Source organism: Acidocella sp. (assembly GCF_013044125.1).
Lineage (GTDB): Bacteria > Pseudomonadota > Alphaproteobacteria > Acetobacterales > Acetobacteraceae > Acidocella.
In genome coordinates this window covers 1-5068 of the sequence record NZ_JABEVC010000205.1, presented here as the reverse complement: position 1 = coordinate 5068, position 5068 = coordinate 1, and the positions used below count along the sequence as shown (strand labels likewise).

The window sequence follows — 5068 nt, the reverse complement described above, 5'->3', positions numbered from 1 at the left end:
GCGCACCACCGCCCAGGCGCGCCTGCTGCTGGACCGCGCCGGCGCCAAACTGCCGGACCTGCCCAGCATCCTCGGCGCCGCCCGCCAGCGGCTGGATGACCGTGGCGAGCGCCTCGCCCTGGCGCTGCCCAATTTCTTCACCCTCCGCCGCGCCGGGCTGGAGCGCCTGGCCGCCCGGCTGGTTCACCCGCGTGAGCTGCTGGCGCGCGGGCGCAACGCGGTGGCCCTGCTGGCGCAACGCCTCGCCGCCGCCCTGCCCAACCAGTTGCGCACCCGCCAAAACGCCGCCGCCCTGCTGGCGCAACGCCTCGGCGCCCCGCTGCCCGGGCGTCTGCGCGAATCCCGCCTGCGGCTGGAAAACCTCGCCGCCCGGCTGGAGAGCGTCTCCTACGCCGCCGTATTGGCGCGCGGCTTCGCCCTGGTCACCAACGCCAAGGGCACGCCCATCTCCAGCGCCGCCCAGGTATCTCCCGGCGCGGCGCTCACCATCAAATTCGCCGACGGCGACATCGCGGCAAAGGCCGCCGCCAAAACCGCCCAGCTTGATCTGGGGATCTGATCGCCCCGCGGCGGCTCGTCACCCTCAGGCACCGCGGCAGCGCCTCCACCTTCGCCCGCACACCGTTTCGCCCCAACAACGGACACCCCGCCTGAGCCCTGGCCGGGCCTGCACACAACCCGGCAACTAACACCACACAAAGCACCACAACCTGAGACTTCACACCCTGCGCGCGAATGCCGCCGGCAGCTCCCGCAAAGATTGCACAATCCGAACCATCTCGTTTCGATCACCAAATTGTGATAGTTTAATTCGCTGCCGCTATCAGCACAGTTTTTCAAAATTCAGAGAAAAACGCGCCCAACAATCACCGCGCGAAATTCAGCCCGTCATACGCGCAAAGATTGCGAAAAAAATTCACGCACAATTATGCACTAATTTAATTATTTATCGGTTATACATATAGATTTTTTATTTCGGTTTCAGCAAAAGATCACGCGGCAAGCGTCCTGCGCGACCGTCCATCCTTAAAACTCCCTCTAAAGTTGCACAAAGACAACGATCACATTATCGCGAGAACCCGCGAAGCGGCACAATTTATCATTATTTATCAACGTAATAACAATTCGTCCTGGCAATAAATTCGTTGACTCACAACATCGGAACCTGGAATAGATGCCCCGACCGGCGCGGATTGTTCCGCTCCCCGCCTTTGAATTTTTAATTTTTCCAGTGGCCGCCCATGCCACGTGACGGAGGTTCGCTCATGACAACTCATGTGAATACGATTACCTGGGCCGAAACCGGCGGCACACTGGTTGGCACCGTTGAGGAATTATCCGCCGGCGATACGGTATCCCTTGCTCTGAAACTGAACGCCACCAGCGGCGGCCAGTCATATACGCCAACCATTGGCGACTATTTTTTGCTGAGCAACGGCGGCCACGCGATCTATAATGGAACCACCTGGGTCTATACCGTCGCGGCGGGCGATGCGACCGGCAACCTAAGCGTGGCGGGCACCTCTACCGGCTCCAATTCAAACCTCGCGATCCTCATCTACAATTCGTCAGGCAGCAACATCTACACACTCGGCGCCGCGCAGCCCGGCATTCTCCCGTCTTATCCCAGCACCACCTCCCCCGGCTACACCTACGACGTAATCTGCTTCTACCCCGGCACGCTAATCGCCACGCCGGACGGCGAAAAAGCCGTCGAGACTCTGCGTGCCGGTGATCTGGTGCTGACCGCCGCTGGCAAATCCGCGCCGGTGCGCTGGATGGGCCGCCAAACGGTTTCCACCCGCTTTGCCGATCCGCTGCGCGTGCTGCCGATCCACATCAAGGCCGGCGCGCTGGCCGAGGGCGTTCCCGCGCGTGACCTGCTGGTATCCCCGGACCACGCCCTGCTCATCGATGGCGTGCTGATCCAGGCCGCCGCCCTGGTTAACGGTGTATCGATCTTCCGTGAGGCCAATGTCCCCGTCACCTTCACCTATCATCATGTGGAGCTGGCCGACCATTCGCTGATCCTGGCCGAGAACACCCCGGCGGAAACCTTTGTCGACAACGTCGACCGCATGGCGTTTGACAATTGGGCCGAGCACGAGGCCCTGGCCGATGCCAGCGCCATCACCGAGATGGACCTGCCGCGCGCCAAAGCCACACGCCAGGTTCCCGTGGCGATCCGCGCTCACCTCGCCCGGCGTGCAACCGCCCTGTCCGGCGCGCCCATCGCCACCGCCGCCTGAAACCACCCGGCGGCCATGCCCTCAAAAACCCCGCCGGTCTCCGGCGGGGTTTTTTCTTGCGCCTGTCTTTTGCCGCGCCACGCCCCCGCAAACTGCTGCACCAGCGCGATACTCAGCTCCGCGGCTATGACCGCGCGAACGGCCTAGCACTACTTTGGCATCGAAGCCCATATGACCGGCACCAAAACCTACAGCTGGAGCAACCAGGCCCACTGAAAATCGGCAAGAGCTTCCTCCGGGCGGCAATGCTCCGCATCGGCGGCGTCGCCGGGTGCACGCATCTGCGCGAGCTGCTCCAACCTCTCGCCACTGTGTCATTTCAGACCATGCACGGCATCCGCGCGCACACCCCCCCCCGGCGGATGAAACAAAATTCCCCCGCATCGCCGCGGGCATCCCCGTGGCCCTGCTCAACACCTGTTTCGCCTATAATGAGGCCGGCCCGCTCGCCAGCCGCCCGCCAGCCGCATCCAGCGCCGATAACTGAGCGCGCACATGCACTCTTTGCCAATTCGGCGGCATTGCGGCCTTGCTGGCCGCGCAACCCTATGTTACTGCCCCGCCGGACCCTGTAACATGGGGCCGCATGCCACAAAAAACACAAGGCGAGCACTGTAATTTGGTCGACATTCCCGGCACTGGCGAGACAGGACTATCCGCGCGCTACTCGGCTGCGCTCTATGCCCTGGCTTTTGAGCAGAACATCCTAGGCGAGGTGATCGGCCAGATGGCCGCCCTCGGCAGCCTGATCGCGCAAAACCCGGAGCTGAAGCGCCTGGTTGACAACCCGCTGACGGACGCATCACGCATCGCCCCGGCGCTGACCGCAGCACTCTCCGAGCAGGGTTTCCTGCCCATGATCCGCAATTTCGTGAATGTGGTCATCACCAACCGCCGTCTGGCCGAGCTTCCGGCGCTGATCAACGGATTCGCCGCCTACGTCGCCGCCAAGCGCGGCGAGGTGGTGGTAAACGTCACTTCCGCGCAGGCCCTGAGCGACCTGCAGCGCACCCAGCTGACCGCCCGCCTCACCGAGGCCGGCTACGGCAGCGTCAAACTGATTGAGCACACCGACGCCAGCCTGCTCGGCGGCATGGTGCTCCAAATTGGCGCAAAACTTTACGACACCAGCCTTAAATCACGCCTTAACCGGCTCAATTATTCTCTAAAGGGAGCTGCCTGACATGGAGATCCGCCCAGCCGAAATCTCCGAGATTCTGAAACGCCAGATCGCGGATTTCGACACCGAATCGAACGTGGCCGAGACCGGCCAGGTCCTCTCCGTGGGTGACGGCATTGCCCGTATCTTCGGCCTGACCAATGTGATGGCCGGCGAGCTGGTGGAATTCCCCGCCGCCGGAATCAAGGGCATGGCGTTGAACCTGGAGCAGGACAACGTCGGCGCCGTTATCTTCGGCGATGACCGCCAGATCCGCGAGGGCGACACCGTCACCCGTACCGGCCAGATCGTCGACGTTCCCGTCGGCAAGGCCCTCCTGGGCCGCGTGGTCGACGCGCTGGGCAACCCGATTGACGGCAAAGGCCCGATCGCGGCCACCGAGCGCCGCCTGGTCGAGACCAAGGCCCCAGGCATCATTCCGCGCAAATCGGTGCACGAGCCGATGCAGACCGGCATCAAGTCGATCGACGTGCTGATCCCCATCGGCCGCGGCCAGCGCGAGCTGATCATCGGCGACCGCCAGACCGGCAAGACCGCCGTCATCATCGACACCATCATCAACCAGAAAACCATCAACGCCGGCACTGATGAGAGCAAGAAGCTCTACTGCATCTATGTCGCCATCGGGCAGAAGCGCTCGACCGTGGCGCAGCTGGTGCGCACGCTGGAAGAGCAGGGCGTGATGGAATACTCCATCGTCGTCGCCGCCACCGCGTCCGACCCGGCGCCAATGCAGTATCTCGCCCCCTACACCGGCTGCACCATGGGCGAATACTTCCGCGACAACGCGATGCACGCGCTGATCGCCTATGACGACCTCTCCAAGCAGGCCGTCGCCTACCGCCAGATGTCGCTGCTGCTGCGCCGTCCGCCGGGCCGCGAAGCCTATCCGGGCGACGTGTTCTACCTGCATTCGCGCCTGCTGGAACGCGCCGCCAAAATGTCGGACGACAAGGGCGCCGGTTCCCTCACCGCCCTGCCGGTCATCGAGACCCAGGCCGGCGACGTCTCCGCCTACATCCCGACCAACGTGATCTCCATCACTGACGGCCAGATCTTCCTGGAGACCGAGCTATTCTTCAAGGGCATCCGCCCGGCTGTTAACGTCGGTTTGTCGGTGTCTCGCGTTGGCTCCGCCGCGCAGATCAAGGCGATGAAGCAGGTCGCCGGCAAAATTAAGCTGGACCTCGCGCAGTACCGTGAAATGGCGGCCTTCGCGCAGTTCTCGTCCGATCTCGACCCCTCGACCCAGAAGCTGCTCGCCCGTGGCGCGCGCCTCACCGAGCTGTTGAAGCAGCCGCAATACCACCCCCTCCCGGTGGAAGATCAGGTGGTGTCGGTGTTCGCCGGCACCCGCGGCTACCTGGACGCTCTGCCCGTGGCCTCGGTTGGCAAGTTCGAGTCGCACCTGCTCTCCGAGCTGAAGGCGCGCGAGCCCGCCATCATCGCGGCGATCCGCAACGACCAGCAGATCAAGCCCGATACCGAGACCAAGCTGATCGCCTTCATCGAGAACTTACTCCGTACATTTGGATAATTTCCGATGCCCAGTTTGAAAACCCTGCGCAATCGCATCAACAGTGTGAAATCGACGCAAAAAATCACCAGCGCCATGAAGATGGTCGCCGCGGCGAAACTG

Annotated in this window: 6 protein-coding genes; all 6 read left to right on the top strand. The window is 62.9% G+C overall.

What is annotated here, in order from left to right:
• Window positions 1-559 (top strand): exodeoxyribonuclease VII large subunit (locus HKL97_RS12620; protein WP_291425883.1); only part of this gene is annotated, 559 nt, incomplete at its 5' end.
• A gap of 706 nt (window positions 560-1265) precedes the next feature.
• Window positions 1266-2249, top strand: coding sequence for a Hint domain-containing protein (locus HKL97_RS12615; RefSeq protein ID WP_291425881.1), 984 nt, complete (start codon window positions 1266-1268; stop codon window positions 2247-2249).
• A gap of 245 nt (window positions 2250-2494) precedes the next feature.
• Window positions 2495-2824: a DUF2889 domain-containing protein gene (locus HKL97_RS13710; RefSeq protein WP_363238880.1), complete on the top strand. Its 330-nt coding sequence runs from the start codon at window positions 2495-2497 to the stop codon at window positions 2822-2824.
• Window positions 2825-2835: 11 nt separating this feature from the next.
• Entirely contained in the window at window positions 2836-3432 is a 597-nt protein-coding gene (gene atpH / locus HKL97_RS12610; RefSeq protein WP_291425879.1) for an ATP synthase F1 subunit delta, read from the top strand.
• A 1-nt stretch (window position 3433) separates the two neighbouring features.
• Window positions 3434-4966: a F0F1 ATP synthase subunit alpha gene (gene atpA / locus HKL97_RS12605; RefSeq protein ID WP_291425877.1), complete on the top strand. Its 1533-nt coding sequence runs from the start codon at window positions 3434-3436 to the stop codon at window positions 4964-4966.
• A 6-nt stretch (window positions 4967-4972) separates the two neighbouring features.
• Window positions 4973-5068: F0F1 ATP synthase subunit gamma (locus HKL97_RS12600; RefSeq protein ID WP_291425885.1), on the top strand; the 96-nt coding region annotated here is incomplete at its 3' end.